This window comes from Muricoccus vinaceus (assembly GCF_042433125.1).
Taxonomy (GTDB): Bacteria; Pseudomonadota; Alphaproteobacteria; order Acetobacterales; family Acetobacteraceae; genus Roseomonas; species Roseomonas vinacea.
On the sequence record NZ_JBHLVZ010000040.1, the window covers coordinates 1 to 2174 of the forward strand.

A 2174-nucleotide genomic window follows, 5' to 3' on the forward strand; every position below is an offset into this window, starting at 1 on the left:
GGCCACCCAAGCCCTACACACCGGACCGTGCCGGATTTTCCACCACCTCCGCGGACGCTACCGCACCTCGCTCCCGCAGGAGCTTATCTGAGGTGTCCACCAACACGGGAGAGGGTCACATTCAGCCTGCTCCGCAAGCCGATCACCGGCGCACAACTTGCCGCCCACACCGCAACATCGTTGGAGGTCAAAGCCAAAGCTCAAGTTTAACGCGGCACGGCACCCTCGAAGGTGGGAGACAATTAGATGCATTCAGGCGTTCAGATCAGCGCACGTGCGCTTTTCGGATCCAAGGACCGCGATCATGCTTCCCCCCAGCCCTACAGTTCCGCCCCCTAACCCCAACAGCCTCAGTACGGCCCTTACACGCAATATCCGGGCGCTGGAGGAGCGTCGCCGAAGAGAGGCGGCCAGCGCGAGCTGGGAGGAACGGGTTGCTCAAACAATCACCCGTTTCACCGGCAGCATGCGCTTCGTCTACATCCATCTGGCACTTTATGGGGCTTGGATCCTGGTCAACGTTGGCCTTGTCCCTGGCATACCGAAGTTCGACCCCTCTTTTGTGATCCTTGCGATGGAGGCATCAGTAGAGGCTATCTTCCTCTCTACCTTCGTGCTCATCAGTCAGAACCGTATGGCTGCCGCAGCCGATAAGCGAGCCGACCTCGATCTCCAGATCAGCATCCTGGCGGAACATGAGCTAACAAAACTTTCTGAGCTCGTCGTCACGATCGCTGAACGGATGGGCATCAAAGCAAACGCAGATCCTGAGATCCAAGAGGTTCAGCAAGACGTCGCGGCGGAAGCTGTGCTGGATGAGATTGAGGCTCAACAAGGGAGAACCCAGGGAAACTAGCTGTCTGGTCGCGGAACATTGTTGGGATCCGGTTGGCTTGGCCATCATAGACTACGCGTACCGCTTCGAGCGCCTGAAGAGCGCCGTGCAGGGAGGAAGGTGAGCCATGCTCCAGATCCATCCCAATGCCCGCACCACCCCCGCCGTCCGGGCCGAGATCGCCCGCTCCACCGAATCATCCGGTACCCTGGCCCGACGCTTCGGGGTCAGCAGCGAGACCATCCGCAAGTGGCGCAAGCGAGGTCCCGAAGATTGCCTGGACCACTCGGCTCGGCCTCACAAGCTGCCCTGGAAGGCCTCAGATGAGGAGCGCGCGGTGGTCTGCGCCGTGCGCCGAGCCACCAACTTTTCCCTCGATGACCTCACCTTCGTGGTGACCCACTTCCTGCCGCACCTGAACCGCGACAGCATCTGGCGCATCCTCAGGGCAGAGGGCCTCAGCCGCAGACGCCCTCCTGCTTCTGACCGGCCTGTGCGAGGCAAGGGCACCTTCCGGGACTACGACCTCGGCTTCGTCCATATCGACATCAAGCATCTGCCCAAGCTGCAGACTGCTGGTGGCGAGCGCCGCAAGCGCTATCTCTATGTCGCCATCGACCGCAGGTCCCGCTCTGTCCACTTGGCCGTCAAGGACGATGAGACCGAGCGCAGCGCCATCTCCTTCTTGCGCGAGGCAGCCAAAGCCTTTCCCTTCCGTCTCACCCATGTGCTGACCGACAACGGCAGCTGCTTCACACCTGCCTTTGCCCGCGTCTGCGCCGAGCTTGGCGCGGAGTACCGCCATACACGGCCCTACTCGCCACAAACCAACGGCATGGTGGAGCGCTTCAACGGCCGGGTCGGAAGCGAGGTGCTCGGCATCACCATCTGGTCCCACGCCCCGCTCGAGCAGCTGCTGCGAGGCTTCAACGCCGCCTACAACGCACGCCGCCAGCGCGTCCTCGACGGCAAGACACCCGACGAGGTCGTCAAGGAGCGCCTCAGAGCACGACGAAAGCTCGCCCGTCCCAAGCCCGAAATGCCTGAAAGACGCGCCGGGCCAGACGATGTCGCCCGCGCACGCCTCATCGCTGAAGCTGCCAAGGAGATCTCGCAACCAGACACGAGCAGTGGGCGGTGCTAGACCAGATGTCCGTCAGAGGCGGGGGTGGCCCGCCTCTGACGGACATCTGGTCTAGAGCCTCTTGTCGAGGCCTGCCGCCCGCACGCCAAGGTGCCACCTCAGCACCTGCGCCGGACCATCGGGGCCATTCTCTGGCGGCACGACAACGGCGCGAAGTGGCGGGCCCTGCCTCTGGACGAGGGGCCCTGGTGGATG

2 protein-coding genes and 1 pseudogene are annotated in these 2174 nt (G+C 62.9%); all 3 read left to right on the forward strand.

The features are described 5' to 3' along the window. The first annotated feature begins 304 nt into the window (after positions 1-304). Positions 305-856, forward strand: a complete 552-nt coding sequence (locus ACFFIC_RS14795) for a DUF1003 domain-containing protein (RefSeq protein WP_377051628.1) — start codon at positions 305-307, stop codon at positions 854-856. A 106-nt stretch (positions 857-962) separates the two neighbouring features. Beyond that, a complete protein-coding gene (locus ACFFIC_RS14800; protein ID WP_377051630.1) occupies positions 963-1979 on the forward strand; it encodes a DDE-type integrase/transposase/recombinase in 1017 nt (338 codons plus the stop codon). A 51-nt stretch (positions 1980-2030) separates the two neighbouring features. Then, positions 2031-2174, forward strand: a pseudogene (locus tag ACFFIC_RS14805) (IS5-like element ISMex42 family transposase); the annotation flags it as partial.

Coding starts and splice junctions, on each gene's coding strand:
- ACFFIC_RS14795 (WP_377051628.1), top strand. CDS start 305: ATGCTTCCCCCCAGCCCTACAGTTCCGCCCCCTAACCCCAACAGCCTC.
- ACFFIC_RS14800 (WP_377051630.1), top strand. CDS start 963: ATGCTCCAGATCCATCCCAATGCCCGCACCACCCCCGCCGTCCGGGCC.